The sequence below is a fragment of the Hungatella sp. L36 genome (assembly GCF_014288035.1).
In genome coordinates this window covers 1-18,708 of sequence record NZ_JACOPC010000013.1, presented here as the reverse complement: position 1 = coordinate 18,708, position 18,708 = coordinate 1, and the positions used below count along the sequence as shown (strand labels likewise).

The window sequence follows — 18,708 nt, the reverse complement described above, 5'->3', positions numbered from 1 at the left end:
GTTTTTGCGTCACGGGAAACGGTTTATGAATCAGATGAGAATCATAAAACATATTTCCTATAGAACAGATGACAATCAGTACAGAAAGGCAGGAATCATTTTGGAAAAGAAAATAGAGCAATACGATGTGGTAATTATCGGCGGCGGCGCAGCAGGTCTGACGGCCGCCATCTACTGCGGCCGTGCGAGGCTGAAAACCCTGGTGATCGAGAAGGCGCTGGTAGGCGGACTGGCTACCTATACGAACGAGATTGAAAATTACCCGGGATTTCCGGAAGGCAGTACAGGTCTGGGCCTGATGGAGCTGTTCCACAAACAGGCCAAGAAATTCGGCGTAAAGTTCAAACTGACCGATGTGCGCGCGGTGCAGCTTAAGGGAGACAAAAAAGTAGTGGAGACCTTCCGGACAGATTATGAGTGCCGTTCCGTCATCATTGCCAGCGGCGGCAAGCCCAGACTCACCGGCGCGCCGGGGGAGGACAAATTCTTATACGACAAGGGCATTTCTTTCTGCGCCACCTGTGATGCGGCGGCGAACACGGGAAAGACCGTCATGGTCATCGGTTCCGGAGACGCGGCCATCGAGGAGGGAATGTTCCTCACAAAGTTTGCGAGCAGAGTCATTGTCAGCGTCATGCACGAGGAAGGGAAGATGGACTGCAACGAGATTGCCAGGGAAGAAGCCCTGGCCAATCCGAAGATGGAGTTTATCTGGAACACGCTTCCGGCAGAATTCAGAGGAGATGAGGAACATCTCCGCAGTGTGGCATTGCGGAATTTAAAGAACAACGAGATCATCGATGTGCCGGTGGATACGTGTTTCTTATTTATCGGTTACCTGCCAAATACCGAGATATTCAAGGATATCATCGATTTAACCCGCGCAGGCTACGTGATCACCAATGAAAAGATGGAGACAAACATGCCGGGCGTCTTTGCAGCAGGGGACGTAAGGGATAAATTCTTAAAGCAGGTAGCTACCGCGGTTGGAGACGGCGCGATCGCTGGCTATGCGGCGGAGAAATACCTGGCTGAGAGCGAAGTATTCGAAAAACAGATAATGGACCCGACCGTACCGGGTGTGGTTTACATCTGGAATGCCGTGGAGACGGCCAGCCGTGAGCTGCTTCCTGTCATCGAGGCATTTGAAGAAAAGCATGCGGGCAGCGTGAAGGTGACGAAGGCGGATATCTATAAGTCTACAGGCATCGCCAGCCGTCTGGGCATCAGCGGAGCACCGGCAGTGGCATTTATAAAAGACGGAAAGCTTGCGGGAGTGTTGACAGAAGGGATTACAGAAGAGGCGCTTGAGGCGGGGATTCGGTAAGAGTAACTGATCAGAATGTTATAGCCTGGCAGAGGCAAAGGCAGATAAAAAACTGCTTTTGCCTCTGTCCATTTTTTTACATCAGGGAACTGGATCGTAACCACCATTCTGTAAGATAGACAATACAGATGCTTTGATTAATGAATTGACATCATTTCCGCAGGATAATAGAATAAAGATAAGCCATAAAGATAAAGCCATAAAGGAGATGTCATGAGCGAAGATAAAATCAGATCCAAAGCACTGGCCCTTGTAATCATTATGCTGGCTGTAGCCCTGTACAATAATTACCGCATGAAGCAGGAACTGAACAATCTGCGAAGTGAGATGAGCAGTATGGAAGCCGTTCTGCGCAATGAAATCAACGGAGTCCGGAACGATGCGGATCATAAATATGAGAGTGTGACAAAGAAGATGGAGCAGGAGGCCAGCCTGTTTTCCGATACTTCCATAAATATGGGGATGCAGGACGGAAAGCTGGTGGTGACGATGCGGGCGGTTCCCAAAGCGCTGGAGAAGAATGAAACTGTGACTGCCAGTCTGACTGCGGACGGAACCGTATACCGGCAGGCGCTTGACGCAGAGAACCAGGCACAGTTTATGCTGGAACCGGCAGAATGGCTGGAACCGGCCTTTGTAATTGAGTCAGAGACCGGATACCGTCAGGAAATTCTGAAGCCTGTGTATACCGTCAATACCATGATGGCGCGGGCGGAATGTGATTTTTATGATTCCGAGGCAAACGATGAGGGGCTGTTTCATTTCTGGATTACGGGAAATGCAGATGGAAATCCCTTTGAAGAGGACGAGATCGCAATGGCAGAAGCAAAGATTGCGGCAAACGGTATGGTAGAAAGCCCGGGTGGAAATGGCGGCTCACACCAGGAATCAGGTTATAGTCAGGCAGTCACGGAGGCGCAGGCCGTAGAAGTACAGCCTGCCGCATACGACCAATTGGCAGGGGAAGACCTTACCCTTACGAAGCTTTCAGGTGAGACCGAGAAAATAGTGGGCTACCGGATCGACGTGTCCGATTATATAGGAAGAAAAGACAACGTGAATTACGAAGTTTATCTGCGGATTACGTTGAAAAACGGGCTCCAGTATGTGACCGGAGGTCCCCTGGTTTCATTTGCTTCTACGGAGAACAGCTCTTCCAGGAGCGGGGGGAGTGAGAATCTGGCGCCGGTATTGGATTTTTAGTAATCCGACAAATAAACAGATATAACAAAAAAAGATTACCAATTTGTGGGAAAATGTAGTAGAATATGAGAAAAGCAGTCAGAAAAGGAGAATTAAAATGGCATTCTATTATGAGGAACCGTCCAGAACATTCAGCGAGTACCTTCTGGTTCCGGGCTATTCATCGACAAAGTGTATCCCTGCAGAAGTAAATTTGAAGACACCCCTGGTCAGATATATAAGGGGAGAGGAACCGGCGCTGCATATTAACATTCCCATGGTTTCCGCGATCATGCAGTCGGTGTCGGACGACAGATTGGCTATCGCTCTCGCGCAGGAAGGCGGTCTGTCTTTTATTTATGGATCTCAGACTATTGCCGAGCAGGCAGCGATGGTGAACCGGGTGAAACGGTACCGTGCCGGTTTTGTAGTAAGCGATTCCAATGTATCTCCTGAGATGACGCTGGAGGACGTGCTTTCCCTGACTGAACGGACCGGCCATTCGACGATCGCCGTAACGGAAGACGGCGGACCAAACGGCAGGCTTCTGGGAATCGTAACCAATAAGGATTACCGTGTGAGCCGTATGACCCCTGACACGAAGGTAAAGGAATTTATGACACAGATCGGTGACCTCGTCTATGCGGATGAAGACACCACTTTAAAGGAAGCCAACGACATTATCTGGGAACACAAGATCAATTGTCTCCCCCTGGTTAATAAAGAAGGACAGCTGGTCTATCTCGTGTTCCGCAAGGATTACGACAGCCATAAGAAAAATGAAAACGAGCTGATTGACAGTTCCAAGCGCTACATGGTGGGAGCGGGTATCAATACGAGAGACTATGAGGAACGTGTTCCAGCACTTTTGGAAGCAGGCGCCGATGTGCTCTGCATCGACAGCTCGGAGGGCTTTTCCGAGTGGCAGAAGATCACCATCGACTATATCCGGAAGAATTACGGACAGAGTGTGAAGGTGGGCGCAGGCAATGTGGTGGATGCGGAAGGATTCCGTTTCCTGGCGGAGGCCGGAGCTGATTTCATCAAAGTGGGTATCGGCGGAGGCGCGATCTGCATCACACGTGAACAGAAGGGAATCGGAAGAGGCCAGGCAACTTCTCTGATCGAGGTGGCAAGAGCTAGAGACGCCTATTACGAAGAGACCGGTATCTATGTTCCGATCTGCTCTGACGGCGGAATTGTCCACGATTACCACGTAACCCTGGCGCTGGCCATGGGCGCGGACTTCGTGATGCTGGGCAGATACTTCGCCAGATTTGACGAGAGCCCGACAAAGAGAGTCAATGTCAACGGAAGCTACATGAAAGAGTACTGGGGCGAAGGAAGCGCGAGAGCGAGAAACTGGCAGCGGTATGATATGGGCGGAGAGAAGAAGCTTTCCTTCGAGGAAGGCGTGGACTCCTTTGTACCGTACGCGGGAAGCTTAAAGGATAACGTGGGTCTCACCCTGAGCAAGGTGCGCTCGACCATGTGCAACTGCGGCGCGCTTACCATTCCGGAGCTGCAGAGCAGAGCAAAAATTACGCTGGTTTCATCGACCAGTATTGTCGAGGGCGGGGCACATGATGTCATGCTGAGAGATTCGAAATAAATAACCAATTAGAAATAGTCAATAAAAAATGAGGGCTTGCTGCCCTCTTTTTTTATTGTATGCAATAGTGATTATAGTAAAAATGTCCGAAATCAAGAAAGGGATAGTCTGAAAATGAGAACAAATAGACAATGGAGATAGTAATATAATAACAGGAGAGAGACAAAATGAACAATTATAACTTTGAACTCATTGAATACAATAATTTTCAGAGTGCAAGGATCTTTATCACATCGATCCAGTATTCTAATTTTCATTGGCATCCGGAATATGAATTTATTTTTGTGTTAAAAGGAAGCATTAAGATCAATACAAGGCCTGAGGCTGTAATTCTGCGGGAGGGGGATCTGATTTTGTTAAATTCCAGGACCATGCATGAGATACAATGCACCAATGAAAGTAATTTATTGCTTTTTATCCAAATTGTTCCGGAACTGTTCTATATCCGCAAAAATGAAAACAGGGATTACTATTTCTATTTAAACAGCAGAAATCAGAAAATGCTGCCGAAGTGTACACTCGATGTTTTTACACAGCTGGTATCCCGAATCGGGCTGTCCAGTCTAAGAGAAAAAATCAGTGAAACGGCTGGTATACGGACCAGAGGGCTTGTCTTGCTGCTGATAGCCGAATGCTTTGAAAATCTTTTATACGACGTCTATCAAAAATCTTCGGGGGAAAAACAGAGTGAAAACAGCAATGATTTTTTGATGATCTGTATCGAGTATATCCGGAATCATTTTAAACAGGAGTTTGTGTTGGAAGATATGTATAAGGATATCGGAATGAGTGAAAAGAGTGTTCACAGGCTTCTGACAGGTAATCTGGGTGTTTCGGCAAAGACGCTGTTAACCAGGTGCCGTGTGGATGAAGCGAGAAGACTGCTGAAATATACGGATAAACCCATTGGAGTCATTGCCGATTTAGCAGGATTTCTTTCTGATAAGACGTTCTATCGTGTGTTTAAGACGGAAGTAGGTGCGTCGCCGAATGAGTACAGAAGCAATGGAGACTGTTTCAATAACGACACAGAGATCAAAGGGTACCTCGATTGGAACCCCAGGGAAGCAGAAAGACTGCTTGTCAAATATAGTGAAAAATCAGGAGGGAATACAGAGTGAGCTGTACAAAAGAAAAGAGATTAGGTTACACAGAGGAAGCAAAGAGAATTGCAGAGACTCTTACTTTAGAAGAGAAGGTGTCGCTGATGGGAGGAAATGTCACTTTAAACGAAATGATGCAGGATATGATGGCGGATCCGGAGAACAAGCATTATAATTATTTTCCCTATCCGGCCGGTGGAATTGAAAAAGAAAACATTCCGCCCATGTTGTTCTGCGACGGGCCCAGGGGCGTGGTATGCGGTACCCAAAAAAGTACCTGTTTTCCGGTTAGCATGTGCAGAGGCGCTTCATTCGATACTGAGCTGGAAGAAAAGATTGGATATGCCATCGGAGAGGAAATCCGTGCCTATAAAGGAAACTTGTTTGGAGGCGTGTGCATAAATATCCCGTATAATCCCGGCTGGGGAAGGAGCCAGGAGACCTATGGGGAAGAATCTTTCCATATTGGGGAGATGGGAAGTTCTCTTGTTAAAGGGGTTCAGGAAGCAGATGTCATAGCATGCATCAAACACTTTGCATTTAACCAAATGGAAATTTCCAGGTTCAAAGTCAATGTGGATTGCGATAAACGCACAGAGCGTGAGGTATTTCTGCCCCATTTTAAAAAGTGTATAGAGCGTGGTGCAGCGAGTGTTATGAGTGCATACAATTTGTATCAGGGTGTACACTGCGGTCATAGTGACTATCTGTTGAATCAGGTTTTAAAACAGGAGTGGGATTTTGACGGTTTTATCATGAGTGATTTTATCTGGGGAGTCAAGGATACGGAGGAAGCCGCTAATGGGGGACAGAATATAGAGATGTGCTGTACACAGTTCTTCGGCGATAAATTAGTAAAGGCCGTTCGCGAGGGGAAAGTAGCGGAAGAGAAAATCGATGATGCTGCATTGCGGATTATCCGGACTCTGTTAGCATTCCAGAGGGAGTATTCTTCTGGAATGGAGGTTGCCGAAGAGAGAATCGGCTGTAAGGAGCACATCGCTCTTGCACTTCAGTCTGCAAGAGAGGGGATTACATTAATCAAAAATGAAAACAGGATTCTTCCATTTGCCAGAGACAAAACAAAGAAAATCGTTGTCTTGGGAAAACTGGGGCAGAAAGAGAATACAGGGGATCATGGATCAAGTCAGGTATTTCCAAAGTATGTTGTGTCACCAATTCAGGGGATAGCCAATGTGTCGCCGAAATCCCAGGTGATCTATTATGACGGAGAAGATATCGAACACGCCAGGGATCTGGCAAAAGAAGCGGACGCAGTTGTATTCGTTGTCGGGTATGATCATGATGATGAGGGGGAGTATGTTTCGGAAGCTCAGAGCGAGGGATACACGGGTTCCATGGGAGGAGACCGGAAAGATTCTCTGGGACTTCATGAAAATGAAATCCGTCTGCTGCAGGAGGTGGGCGCTGTCAATCAGAATTCAGCGGCTGTCTTGATCGGCGGAAATATGATTATGATCGAAGAATGGAAAGATTCAGTCGGAGCGATTTTAATGGCCTATTATCCTGGCATGGAAGGAGGGACGGCAATTGCTGAGATTCTCTTCGGAGAGGTGAATCCAAGCGGAAAACTGCCATTTGTGATTCCTTATAAAGAAAGTGATTTACCGCAGGTGAACTGGGATACGGAGTCTCAGTATTATGAATATTATCATGGGTATACAAAGCTTGAAAAAGAAGGAATCGCGCCGTCCGTTCCGTTTGGTTATGGACTTTCCTATACCAGCTTTCAGCTGGATGGCGTCACTTTTTCTACAAATGGAAAGGCGGTCAGTGCGGAGGCGCTTGTAACGAATATTGGGGAACGGGAAGGCGCGGAAGTAGTGCAGATGTACATCGGATTTTCTGATTCTTCCATAGACAGACCAGTGAAAATCTTAAGAGGATTTAAACGGGTATTTTTACAGGCAGGGGAAAGTGAAAAAATACATATCGTATGCCCGGCCAGTGAACTGACATGGTTTAATGAGAACAGTGGGCAAATGGAATTAGAACACATGACATATGAGATTTATCTGGGGACAAGCAGCGACGCTCGTGATCTGACAATGGGAAGAATTGTATTGTAGAAAGGAACTCTTACTATGGAGAAAGTATCGTTTAAAGAAAAACTGGCATTTGGATTTGGGGATGTGGGATGTAATTTTGTCTGGACAACAGTCAGCGCTTTTTTGACTTTATATTATACGGACAGTGTCGGGCTGAGCGCGGCAGTGGTAGGAACAATTATGCTTGTTACAAGACTTTTGGATGGGGTGACGGACTTGTGCTTTGGAACGATTCTTGACCGGACACATACAAAATGGGGAAAGGCGAGACCGTGGATTCTGTGGAGCACTCCAATGATGGCAATAGGCCTGATTTTGTTATTCCACGTGCCTATGGGGCTTGAAAATACAGGAAAGATTATTTACGCAGCATTAACCTATGTGTTTGTCGCCGCGTTCGCTTATACGGCCAGCAATTTATCCTATAATGCGCTGCTGTCCCTGATGACTGATGATCAGCAGACACGCGCGTCTGCAAGCACGATTCGGTTTATTTGTACCATGCTTACTGCGATTACGATTTCCAGCGTAACCATCCCGCTGGTAGGGAAATTTGGCTGGGGCACAACCTCTGTCATTTATGCGCTCCTGTCAGTCGCTGCATTTATGATTACCTTTTTTGGAACGAAAGAACGGTATGTACCGTCGAAAACCGATGAAGAAGGAACAAAAAACGGATCGGTAGTGGAGGGCTTCCTGACTTTATTTAAAAATAGATATTTTATATCCATTACTCTTCTCTTTGTAATTACATATCTGATACAGGGTGCGGGAAGCGGAATTGGTGTTTACTTTGCAAGGGATATTTTAGGAGATGCAAATATATACGGCTTAATCAGTGTCGCCTCCATGATTCCCATGATTATTGCGCTGCCTTTATTTCCAATTATGACAGGCAAAATAGGAAAATGGAAATGTATGATGGGCGGTCTTGTTCTTCAATTTATTGGTGCTGTTATCGTACTGCTGGGGGCGTCAAATTTAACCGTTGTATTATTTGGCCTGGCGATTAAAGCCGTGGGGGTTGCACCGAACACGGCGGGGTTGTTTGCCATTGTTGCGGATGCCATTGATTATGGAGAATGGAAAACCGGTGTACGGCAGGACGGCCTTACAAACAGTGCGACAAGCTTTGGAATGAAGGTGGGAACTGGCCTTGGAAGTGCCCTCGTAGGCTGGGGGCTGGCGTTTGGCCAATATGATGCGTCCCTTGCCGTTCAGTCTGAATCAGCGCTTCGCGTGATTAAGTTTTTGTATGCCGGTCTGCCGATTCTGGGCTTAGTACTGGCAATGATTTTCCTGGGATTTTCCAATATTGATAAAATCCATCCGCAGATTGAACGGGATCTGAATCAGAGAAGGGGGAAATAAAGATGGAAAACTATCTGAACAAGGCATTATCGCCGAAGGAGAGAGCAGCGGATCTGCTCAGCAAATTAACACTGAAAGAAAAGGTTAACCAGTTAGCATGTCAAATGATTCCGGCGCCGATTCCGGAAGTAGAAGAACACGTTTCTGTAACAGACGGAATCGGGCAGTTGGCCATTATGGGCGGAAAAGAAGACCCCAGACAACATGCGGCAATGATTCGGAAACTGCAGGATACAGTCATGAATTCCAGCCGTTTTCGGATACCGGCCGTTATTCACTGCGAAGCATTAAGCGGCCCGGTATTTCCGAATGCCCTGACGTATCCAGCTTCCATCAGCCTGGGAGCGTCCTTTGATCCGGAGCTGGTCAGGGAGATGGGAGAAAAAATTCGCCGTCAGATGGTAGCGGTTGGAGTGAGGCAGGCGTTATCTCCGGTTCTTGATATATCCAGAGATTTAAGGTGGGGACGCATTAATGAGACGTATGGCAATGACCCGACGCTGGTATCGGAAATGGCGTGTGCATTTATAACCGGACTGCAGGGAACTGATTATACGAATGGCGTGGCGGCGACGGCCAAACATTTTCTGGGCTACTCCTTAACGGAGGGCGGTCTCAACATGGCAAAGACCATGTTGGGGGAGAGGGAAACGAGAGAAGTCTACGCAAAGCCTTTTGAAGCGGCAATAAGGAATGCTGGCTTACTGTCTGTAATGAACTCTTATGCTGAGATGGAGGGGAAACCAATATGCGCTTCCAAGGAAATTCTGGACGACCTCCTTCGCGGAGAGCTTGGGTTTGAGGGGGTGGTGGTCAGTGATTACATGTCTGTGGATCGCCTTGTTAATAACTTCCACGTAGCGGAAAATTTACAGGATGCGGCGATCCAGTGCCTGACAGCTGGTCTGGATGTGGAATGTCCCAATCCATCTGCCTACAACCAGAATCTTGTAGAGGCTGTGGAAAAAGGGCTGTTAGCAGAGTCATATGTGGACCGCTCCTGCTTAAGAAGTCTGGAGTTGAAATTTAAACTGGGGCTGTTTGAAAATCCATATCCGCGGGATGAAGAGGCGATTACACGGGAATACTCAGATGAAAGTCAGGAAAAGGGAAGCCTTAAGGCAGCAAGAGAAGCCATGACTCTGACTAAAAATGACGGGATTCTTCCGATTCAGGACAGGAACGTGAAAATTCTGGTCGTTGGACCGACGGGAAATAACCTGCGAAGTATGTGGTCTACCTATACCTCGGTAGGTATGGAGGAAATGTTATATAATAATATGGAAGCGATGGCGGGACTGGGAGATAGTTCCGCCGGAATGGACACGGATGCAGTGTTTGGAGGAGAGGATCATCCGGATATGATAGAAGCGCTGATTCACAGACGGTATCCGCAGGCAAGGACAATCTTCCAGGCAGTCAATGAGCGGTTTGTCCATGCAGAGTACCTAATGGGCTGCGACTATAAAAATTCGGAGAAGACCTATATTGAGGCAGCAGCTGAAGCAGCAAAGAACGCAGATATCGTAATCATTACGGTAGGCGGAAAGAATGGCTATGGTGCATACAGTACAAATGGGGAAGGCGTGGATACGGCAAGCGCCGGGCTTCCTGGAGCGCAGGAACGACTTTTGAGGGCGGTAGGAACGGCAAATCCGAATTTCATTGTGGTCCATACGGACGCGAAACCTCTGGTAAGCAGCTTTGCATATCAGAATGCAAGAGCGATCCTGGAAGGATGGCTGTGCTGTACCTATGGGGGAAAAGCGATTGCAGAAACACTGTTGGGAGAAAATAATCCGGGTGGAAGACTGCAGCAGGATATCCCTTATGGGGATGGTGTCTATACCTATCACTACCAGCACAATGCAAGCTATTATAAATCCCTGCAGTCCCTGGGGGCTGTTGGTTATAATGACCTGAAAGAAGTTGTGGCGAGGCCATTCGGATATGGACTCAGCTATACTGGTTTTGAGTACGGAAATACAGAACTCAGTATTTCAGAAGACGCGGTACCATCTGTTAAGATACGAGTGGACGTAAAAAATGTTGGAAATGTGGCTGGGGACGATGTGGTACAGCTCTATGGTAAGGATGTTATAGGAAGCATGATACGTCCTGTTCGGGAACTGCTGGGATTTAAACGGATTCATTTGCTTCCAGGAGAAGTTAAGACAGTTGTGTTTGAATTTAAAATGGATATCTTCGCATTTCTCAGTGCCGGAAAAGAATGGATTTGCGAAGCCGGAGAATATAAATTTTTCCTGGCGAAACACAGCGAGGATGAAAGCCTTTGCCTGACATACTGTCTGCCGAAGACACAACGGATCGATGCTTCTGTAAGATCGTTTTGGGCTGAGGTACAGTAACAGGAAAAACTGTATTTTTCTCCATGTATCTGCTATAATGAAACAAAAAAGCAGAGGTGAGATTTTGGAATATTTCAAAGCATCCGAAGACCACGCAGAGCAGATTTATAATCTGGTACAGAACACCATTACCGCGGTCTATCCCCGGTACTATCCGGAGGCGGTGGTGGATTTCTTTTGCAGCCTTCACAACAGAACCAATATCAGCCGGGATATAGAAGACGGCTGTGTGCGTGTTCTGTGGAGCGACGGCCGGATGGTGGGAACCGGAAGCTGCAAAGGCAGCCATATCACCAGGGTCTTCGTTGCCCCGGAATTTCAGGGACAGGGGTATGGCAGGCGAATCATGGAGAACCTGGAACGTGAAATTGCACGGGAATATCCATCTATATGTCTGGATGCGTCCCTTCCTGCGGCTCACTTTTACGAAAGCAGGGGATACAAGACCGTGAGACATGGGAAAACAGAGGTTGAGAACAACGCCATACTGGTCTATGAAGTGATGGAAAAGCAAATGACTAAGAACTTATAAGAGAAAAATTAAAAGAGCGGTTAGCTGCGCGGCGGATAATACAATGTCCGCCGCGCTATTGTTAATATGGAAGGCGTTTAGCTTAACAGATCATTCAGACAAATAATGTTACACCCCTTGCTTTCATAATATTGCAGCATCTCATCAATCTTTCTTTTGTCATAACTGGTAATGCAGTCTGACAGCACACTCACGCCATAGTCTGCCTTGCGCAGGTTGTAGCAGGTCGATTTGACACAGGCAGCAGCATCTGCTCCTGTAATGTAGAAATCACATAGTTCATTCTTTCTGATATAATCTGTAAATTCAACAGAGCTTAACGCATTCCCTTTGCATTTTGTAAAAATATTGTCTGATACCATCTTCAAGTCCGAAGCTAATTCAGATCCGTAGGTATCCGGTTTAAATGTCCTCGTGCCTGCGGATAAATTTTCATGTCTGATATAAATAACATGAATTTGATGATTGGCCGCCCAATCGATCGCTTGATTGATATTGCCAATCACATCCTTGTAATTCTTTGTTATATCATTTTGAATATCGATTATGACCAGGGCTTTTTTCTGCATGGTGTCTCCTCCTGACAGGTAGTATATTTTGTTTGCTTTTTTATTATAGCCTGTAATTGTTGACATCAGTATGGCAGCAATCTATAATGAGAAAAAGAAATTTTGGAAGGCGGATGATCCGATGAAAGTTGACAGGCTTGTGAGCATTATTATGATACTCCTTGATAAAAAGCGTATAGGCGCGCAGGAGTTAGCCGATCTGTTTGAAGTTTCACCCCGCACGATTTACCGCGACATAGATGCGATCAGCATGGCGGGGATTCCTGTTTGTTCGATATCGGGAGTGGGCGGCGGCTTTGAAATCATGCAGGAATACAAGATGGATAAAAAGGTCTTTTCTGCTGACGACCTTTCCGCTCTCTTAATGGGGCTGTCCAGTCTTTCCAACATCGTGCGGGGAGACGAACTGGTACACGCTCTTACGAAAGTCAGGAGCTTTATCCCGGCTGACAGAGCAAAAGACATCGAATTAAAGGTAAATCAGATATGTATCGATTTAAGTCCGTGGACAGGCAACAGCAGCATACAGCCATATTTAGAAATTATCAAATCAGCTTTGCAGGAAAACAGGCTGCTTACGTTTGAATATACAGCCCACCATGGAAATAAAACCGCACGAACAGTCGAGCCGTATCAGCTTGTATTGAAAAGCAGCCATTGGTATTTACAGGGGTATTGCCAAATAAGACATGATTTCCGCCTGTTCAGACTGTCCCGTATGGCAGACCTGCAAATGCAGGAGGAGGCTTTTGTACCGCGGGATTATCAAAAACCGGTTTTAGATTTTGCAGAAATGCTGGAAACGATGCAGACAAAAATCAAAATCCGTATTCATCAATCGGTGATGGACCGGGTGCTTGATTATTGCTCTTATGAAGATTTTTCGCCGGACGGTGATGATCATTACCTTGTCAGTTTTCCTTTCATAGAGAACGAGTACCACTACGATATTCTTCTCAGCTTTGGGGATAAATGCGAATGCCTGGAGCCGCTGCATATCCGTATGGAAATGAAGCGAAGAATACATGATATAGCTTCCCTGTACGAAAACTGATATTACATTTTACCACCATTTTGATTGTCTGCTAAAATTTTACTTGACTGTAGGGTTACCTTATAGTTTATGCTAGGGGGACGCGAGTAAATCGTTAAGATATTTTCATCAGGAGGAAACGGGCTTTATATGAAATTAATTATCCACTACTTAAAAAACTACAAGAAAATGTTTCTGCTCAATGTAGTCTCCGTACTGGGCTTTGCGCTTGTGGAGCTGGGTATTCCGACAATCGTGGCACAGATGATCGATAACGGAGTAAACCGCGGGGATCCGGCCTACATATGGAAGATGGGGTTTCTGATAGCCGCTATTTCTTTTGCCGGAGTTGCAGGCACGATTTTGCTGGGGTACTGCTGTGCCTATCTTTCGACCTCTGTCACCAGAGATATCCGAAATGATATTTTCAAGAAAACTCAGGAATTCTCACACAGTGAGTTCCACGAATTCGGCATCGCGTCCCTGATTACCAGGACGGGCAACGATGCGTTTCAGATTCAGATGTTTATGAATATTCTGCTGAGAACCGCGCTCATGACGCCGGTGATGATGATCGGAAGCATCTTCCTGGTTTTACGGGCTTCTTTAAGCCTGTCTGTCGTTATTCTGGCGACGATTCCGCTGATTGTAGGCGGAGTGATTCTGGTGGCAAGGATTTCGGAGCCGATCAGTGAGAGCCAGCAGTCCTCCCTGGAAGACATCAACCGGATTTCCAAGGAGAACTTAAGCGGTATCCGGGTAATCCGTGCATTTACCAACGACGAGTATGAGAAGAAGCGCTTCGACGGCGCCAATTCAAGCTATATGGGGAACTCGAAGAAACTGTTTAAGCTGATGTCTGTGACTCAGCCGGTCTTCTTTCTTCTTATGAACTTAGCCGGTATGGTAATCTACTGGATTGCCAGCATTATGCTCAGCGAGGGAACTCTGCAGATCGGTGAGCTGGTGGCGTTTATGGACTACTTATTCCATGTGATGTTCTCCATTATGCTGTTCTGCCTGGTCTTTATGATGTACCCGAAGGCAGCGGTCAGCGCCGGACGTATCCAGAAAATATTTGACGCAGAGCCGTCGATTAAAAATCCTGAAACCAATGTGCAGTCGTTAGACCATATCGATGATATCGTTTTTGACCATGTGGATTTCGTTTATCCGGATGGAGAGGAAGCGGTGCTTAAGGATGTGTCATTTTCGGTGAAGCGGGGAGAGACGATCGCCTTTATCGGAAGTACCGGGTCAGGAAAGAGTACGCTGATTAACCTGATTCCCAGGGCTTACGATGTCAGTGCGGGCCGTGTTCTGATGAACGGGAAGGATATCCGGACGTATGATTTGGAGAGCCTGCGGCGCGCCATCGGTTTTATTCCCCAGAAAGCCATGCTGTTTTCCGGAACCATTGCGGATAATCTGCGTTTCGGTAAAAAGGATGCCACGATGGAGGAACTGGTCCAGGCGGCAAAGACCGCGCAGGCGTACGATTTTATCATGGAAAAAGGCGGGTTTGAGGAACATATCACGGAGAGCGCAACCAATGTTTCCGGCGGCCAGCGCCAGCGTCTGTCCATCGCAAGGGCGCTGATTCGTAGGCCGGATGTCTATGTGTTTGACGATTCCTTTTCTGCCCTGGATTTTAAGACGGATGCGAAGCTTCGCCATATGCTTAAGAAGGAGACGGGCAACGCCATCGTCATGGTGGTGGCTCAGCGTATTTCCAGCATCATGGAGGCTGACCAGATCATCGTATTGAACGAGGGCAGTATCGTGGGGACAGGAACCCATAAGGAGCTGCTGGAGAACTGCCGCATTTACCGTGAGATTGCATTATCCCAGTTAAGTGAGGAGGAATTATCTCATGCATAAAAAAATCAAAGAAATCGGAAGGATGCTGGGAAAACTGAAACCCTTTCTGGCACCTTATGCTTTACAGTTATTTGTATCTGTTTTTATGATTGTTATTAGTATTGGGGCGATTACAGCCGCTCCGCGGATTGAAGGAATGATTACCAGCAGGCTGGCCGCGGACCTGGCGGATATGGCCTCCGGCGCAGAGGGGGCACGCATTCATTTTGAAGTGATTCGCAATATATTGCTGGTGCTTCTGGCTATTTATCTTACGAAGACGGTTTCCCAGATCGTGGGCTCGTTCTGCCTGACCAACTCGATTCAGAACGCCATGCACGATTTGCGGAACGAGGTTCAGAACAAGATCCGCCGCTTGCCTGTCCGGTATTTTGACACCAACAGCTTTGGCGACGTACTGAGCCGTGTCACTAACGACGTGGAGGCGGTATCCAATGCGCTCCAGCAGAGCTTTTCCCAGGTGATCAGCGGAATCCTTACCCTGATTCTGGCCCTGTGGATGATGTTTTCCATCAACAAGCTGATGGCCTGCATCGCTTTTTTGATAATCCCGGTGGGAGCCCTTATCACCCGCGGTATTGTGCGGATCAGCCAGAGCCAGTTTAAGGCTCAGCAGGACTCCCTCGGTGATATGAACGGAGCGATTACGGAGCTGTATACCGGTTACAATGAAATACTGCTGTTCGGACAGCAGGAGCAGTCCAGAGAACAGTTCGAGGCGGTTAATGACAGCCTGCAGAAACACGCTTTTAAGGCACAGTTTCTCTCTTCACTCATGAGCCCTCTCATTTCCCTGACGACGTATTTAAGCATCGGCGTTATTGCGGTGATCGGCTGCTTTGCCATCCTGGCCGGCACGCTGTCGGTGGGCAACCTGCAGGCATTTATCCGTTACATCTGGCAGGTCAACGACCCGCTGACCCAGGTATCCCAGCTGTCTGCCCAGATTCAGGCGGCATTTGCAGGCATGAAACGTATTTTTGAGATTCTCGATGAACCGGAGGAGACGGAAAGCGCTCCGGCGGGACTCCTTCCGGGACCGGCAAAGGGCGAGGTTACCTTTGAGCATGTCAGCTTTTCTTATGGGGACACACCGGTAATCCGGGACTTTAACGTCACGGTTAAGAGCGGTCAGATGGTTGCCATCGTAGGACCAACCGGAGCGGGAAAGACCACGCTTATCAATCTGCTGCTTCGCTTCTATGATGTAAACGGCGGACGGATTCTCGTTGACGGTGTGGATATCCGCGATATGAACCGGGAGGACTTACGGTCCATGTTCGGTATGGTGCTGCAGGATACCTGGCTGTTCTCCGGAACGATTTTTGACAATATCCGATACGGCAATCTGTCGGCCAGAAAGGATGAGGTAATCGATGCGGCCAAGATGGCCAATGTCCATCACTTTATCCGTACACTGCCCCAGGGCTATAACATGGTGATCAACGAGGAGGGAAGCAATATCTCTCAGGGAGAGAAGCAGCTCCTGACGATTGCCAGGGCTATTTTAAAGAATCCGCAGATCATGATTCTTGATGAGGCTACCTCCTCGGTAGATACCCGTCTGGAAAAGATGCTGCAGAGCGCTATGAACAAGGTACTGAAGGACCGGACCAGTTTCGTCATCGCCCACCGTCTGTCCACCATTAAAAACGCAGATTTAATTCTCGTTCTCAGGGATGGGGATATTGCGGAAATGGGGAACCATGAGAGCCTGATGGCGCAGAGCGGTTTCTACAGCCAGCTTTACAATTCCCAGTTTTGATTTGACTTAATTCATAACATTTATTAACTGTTATATCTTATCCTCGTGAAGTCCGCAACCCCTTGAAAATGCTAAATTTGTAGCGAGTGAGTTTGCCCTTACGCTTTCCCTTGTGTTATATCCTTTTCCCTCATGTTACGAATGCTCACAAGGGCAAAATTAAGGGAAAGAAAATCCAGTAACAAATTATAACATGAAATGAAAATGGCAGGAAGAACGGATTGAAATGCTTTCAAAACTTTTAGAAAATTAAGGAAAGGACAGATAAGATATGAGATTGATTTATGCAAGATATAATCCGCAATGTAATAGCATAGATGTAACCACGTTTGAAAATGTAGTGCTTAGAATTGATTGCAATAAGGCAGAGGAAGGATTGAGAACTACTCCCGGTTCCCAGTGTTCGTTGAATGCTTTGGCTATTGATAATCCATTAGAATATGCAAGATTATACTTGGATGGAGAAATGCAAGTATGGGTTGATGCAGAGGATCGTTTAGATACGTGGTGATTTTGCTAATATAATATCATGATAGAGGTCTAGTACTAAAAATTCCAGAAAAATATATAGAACGTACGGTTATTCCATAATAAGAGGCAGGAATCTTAAGTTTCTAGATGTTTGAATTTTGCCTTAAGGTAAATAGAGAGGACACACTGATTTTTCAGTGTATCCCCTCTATTTAAAATTATTTTTAAATAGTTCTTGCACAAAAACAAATAGCATGCTAAAATCTATTTAAAGAAAGTTTTAAATAGGTAAAAGATATGGGAGAAACTAACATTTTTAAAGTATTGGCAGATAGCCAGCGAAGAGACATTCTTATTATGTTGAGAAATGAACGATTAAATGCCGGAGAGATTGCTGAAAAATTACAGATTACACCGGCTGCTCTTTCTTATCATTTAAAATTACTTAAAAACGCAGACTTGATATCTGAATATAAAGAGAAAAACTTTGTTTATTATGAAATCAACACTACGGTTTTCGATGAATTAATTATATGGGTTAACCAGTTTGGAGGAAAAAAAGTATGAAAAAAATAATGTGGATAGTAGCAATGATACCAGTTGTAGTTACAAGTGTTGTACTACAGTTTATGCCTGATATTATACCTATGCATCATGACTTGGAGGGAAACACTGACAGATGGGGAAGTAAAACAGAAAGCTTTATTTTTCCGGTAATTATTTTGTTTATTACACTGTTTTGGCACTTGCTAATCTATGTGTTTGAGAAAAAATCAAAAAATGCAAATACAGAAAAGGAACAGATGGAAGCAAAATCTTCTGCAAAGGTATTATGTGTTGTAGGAATTTCGCAAGCAATCATGTTCGGGATTATGCATTATTTTATTCTTTATTCTTCTTGGATACAGGCAAATGCAGGTGGTGAACATGCGGTTATTGACATTGCAAAAGTTTCATGTATTTTGTGTGGTATTATATTTATTGTATTAGGAAATTTTATGACAAAGGCAAAACGAAATGCAGTAGTGGGAGTTCGAACCGTTTGGAGTATGCACAATGATAATACATGGAGAAAGAGTAACCGCTTTGGTGCAATATGTATTATTATTACGGGGTTATTGACTATCATTACAACCGTATTTACAAGTGGGATGACTGGCACAATCTTTATGTTGATTTATTTATTATTAGCAACAATTGTAACTGTGGTATACTCAAAAAAGATATATGATAAGGAAATAAAAAAATAATTTGTATCTTTATGCGAGAGGGTGAAATTCCAGTCTTTTACGGAGAGATAACAAAGGAGCTGTAAAATAAGTCCCTAATTAAGAAACGCCAACTCCGGCAAACGTCGGTTTTGGCGTTTCTTTGTATGAATTTTTTCTATTTTTGAACAGGTCTGCATCTTTGGGTATAAAAAA

At 45.9% G+C, this 18,708-nt stretch carries 15 protein-coding genes; 14 read left to right on the top strand and 1 reads right to left on the bottom strand.

Annotated features, from left to right (window positions below; genetic code table 11):
* Nucleotides 1-25 precede the first annotated feature (25 nt).
* The 8 genes from H8S80_RS24515 (at nucleotide 26) to H8S80_RS24480 (ending at nucleotide 11,565) form a co-directional block, all read left to right on the top strand.
* Entirely contained in the window at nucleotides 26-1,327 is a 1,302-nt protein-coding gene (locus tag H8S80_RS24515) for an FAD-dependent oxidoreductase (RefSeq protein WP_243007925.1), read from the top strand.
* 213 nt (nucleotides 1,328-1,540) lie between these two features.
* Complete coding sequence (locus tag H8S80_RS24510) at nucleotides 1,541-2,530, top strand: hypothetical protein (protein ID WP_117632386.1); 990 nt, start codon at nucleotides 1,541-1,543, stop codon at nucleotides 2,528-2,530.
* Nucleotides 2,531-2,627: 97 nt separating this feature from the next.
* Complete coding sequence (locus H8S80_RS24505; RefSeq protein WP_117632385.1) at nucleotides 2,628-4,121, top strand: IMP dehydrogenase; 1,494 nt, start codon at nucleotides 2,628-2,630, stop codon at nucleotides 4,119-4,121.
* Between the two features lie 167 nt (nucleotides 4,122-4,288).
* The gene (locus H8S80_RS24500; protein ID WP_117632384.1) at nucleotides 4,289-5,242 is read left to right on the top strand and encodes an AraC family transcriptional regulator; all 954 of its coding nucleotides are present in this window, start codon (nucleotides 4,289-4,291) and stop codon (nucleotides 5,240-5,242) included.
* Entirely contained in the window at nucleotides 5,239-7,314 is a 2,076-nt protein-coding gene (locus tag H8S80_RS24495; RefSeq protein ID WP_117632383.1) for a beta-glucosidase, read from the top strand. The genes H8S80_RS24500 and H8S80_RS24495 overlap by 4 nt, the downstream gene beginning before the upstream one ends.
* Nucleotides 7,315-7,329: 15 nt before the next feature.
* On the top strand, nucleotides 7,330-8,664 hold the full coding sequence (locus H8S80_RS24490; RefSeq protein WP_117632382.1) for an MFS transporter: 1,335 nt from the start codon (nucleotides 7,330-7,332) through the stop codon (nucleotides 8,662-8,664).
* A 2-nt stretch (nucleotides 8,665-8,666) separates the two neighbouring features.
* Nucleotides 8,667-11,033: a beta-glucosidase gene (locus H8S80_RS24485; RefSeq protein WP_117632381.1), complete on the top strand. Its 2,367-nt coding sequence runs from the start codon at nucleotides 8,667-8,669 to the stop codon at nucleotides 11,031-11,033.
* Nucleotides 11,034-11,097: 64 nt separating this feature from the next.
* A complete protein-coding gene (locus H8S80_RS24480) occupies nucleotides 11,098-11,565 on the top strand; it encodes a GNAT family N-acetyltransferase (protein ID WP_117632503.1) in 468 nt (155 codons plus the stop codon).
* A 77-nt stretch (nucleotides 11,566-11,642) separates the two neighbouring features.
* On the opposite strand, the gene H8S80_RS24475 is transcribed toward H8S80_RS24480, so the two are convergent.
* A complete protein-coding gene (locus tag H8S80_RS24475; RefSeq protein ID WP_117632380.1) occupies nucleotides 11,643-12,134 on the bottom strand; it encodes a cysteine hydrolase family protein in 492 nt (163 codons plus the stop codon).
* Nucleotides 12,135-12,255: 121 nt separating this feature from the next.
* On the opposite strand from H8S80_RS24475, the gene H8S80_RS24470 reads away from it, so the two are divergent.
* From H8S80_RS24470 to H8S80_RS24445, 6 genes are all read left to right on the top strand, one after another.
* Nucleotides 12,256-13,188, top strand: coding sequence for a helix-turn-helix transcriptional regulator (locus tag H8S80_RS24470; protein ID WP_117632379.1), 933 nt, complete (start codon nucleotides 12,256-12,258; stop codon nucleotides 13,186-13,188).
* 129 nt (nucleotides 13,189-13,317) lie between these two features.
* Complete coding sequence (locus H8S80_RS24465; RefSeq protein WP_117632378.1) at nucleotides 13,318-15,048, top strand: ABC transporter ATP-binding protein; 1,731 nt, start codon at nucleotides 13,318-13,320, stop codon at nucleotides 15,046-15,048.
* Nucleotides 15,041-16,813: an ABC transporter ATP-binding protein gene (locus H8S80_RS24460; RefSeq protein WP_117632377.1), complete on the top strand. Its 1,773-nt coding sequence runs from the start codon at nucleotides 15,041-15,043 to the stop codon at nucleotides 16,811-16,813. Before H8S80_RS24465 ends, H8S80_RS24460 begins: the two co-directional genes overlap by 8 nt.
* 271 nt (nucleotides 16,814-17,084) lie before the next feature.
* Nucleotides 17,085-17,324 carry a DUF6061 family protein gene (locus H8S80_RS24455; RefSeq protein ID WP_005604353.1) on the top strand — a complete coding sequence of 80 codons (240 nt, stop codon included), beginning with the start codon at nucleotides 17,085-17,087 and terminating at the stop codon, nucleotides 17,322-17,324.
* 257 nt (nucleotides 17,325-17,581) lie between these two features.
* Nucleotides 17,582-17,851, top strand: coding sequence for an autorepressor SdpR family transcription factor (locus tag H8S80_RS24450; protein WP_005604351.1), 270 nt, complete (start codon nucleotides 17,582-17,584; stop codon nucleotides 17,849-17,851).
* A complete protein-coding gene (locus H8S80_RS24445; protein WP_005604349.1) occupies nucleotides 17,848-18,534 on the top strand; it encodes an SdpI family protein in 687 nt (228 codons plus the stop codon). The genes H8S80_RS24450 and H8S80_RS24445 overlap by 4 nt, the downstream gene beginning before the upstream one ends.
* Nucleotides 18,535-18,708 lie beyond the last annotated feature (174 nt).